Origin of the sequence: Sphingobacterium bovisgrunnientis (genome assembly GCF_009829085.1) — a bacterium.
Classification (GTDB): domain Bacteria; phylum Bacteroidota; class Bacteroidia; order Sphingobacteriales; family Sphingobacteriaceae; genus Sphingobacterium; species Sphingobacterium bovisgrunnientis.
This window is the reverse complement of record NZ_WUQY01000181.1, coordinates 1-383: the sequence shown is the minus strand read 5'-3', so window position 1 is coordinate 383 and position 383 is coordinate 1. Positions and strand designations below refer to the sequence as shown.

Here is a 383-nt window from a genome sequence, read left to right as displayed (position 1 = left end):
AAAATTACCATAAAATTGTTCCCTCTTCAGGACCACATGTACACTCCTAAGATATTCTACATGCTCATTTAGGTCCTTGCTATAAATCAAGATGTCATCAAAATACACAACAACAAATTTACCTATAAAAGCATGCAAAACATTATTCATCAATCGCATAAAAGTGTTCGGTGCATTAGTGAGTCCAAAGGGCATTACTAACCACTCATACAAGCCATGTTTAGTTTTAAATGCAGTTTTCCACTCATCTCCTTCTCTCATGCGAATTTGATGATATCCACTCTTAAGATCTATCTTACTAAATAGGCATGTACCAAAAAGTTCATCTAACATATCATCTAACCTAGGAATAGGATGATGATACTTTATCGTTATGTTGTTGA

At 33.9% G+C, this 383-nt stretch carries 1 protein-coding gene; it reads right to left on the bottom strand.

The annotated features are described in order from the left end of the window. A partial coding sequence (locus GOQ16_RS18570; protein ID WP_498365962.1) for a reverse transcriptase family protein occupies window positions 1-369 on the bottom strand: 369 nt, incomplete at its 3' end. Window positions 370-383: the final 14 nt, after the last annotated feature.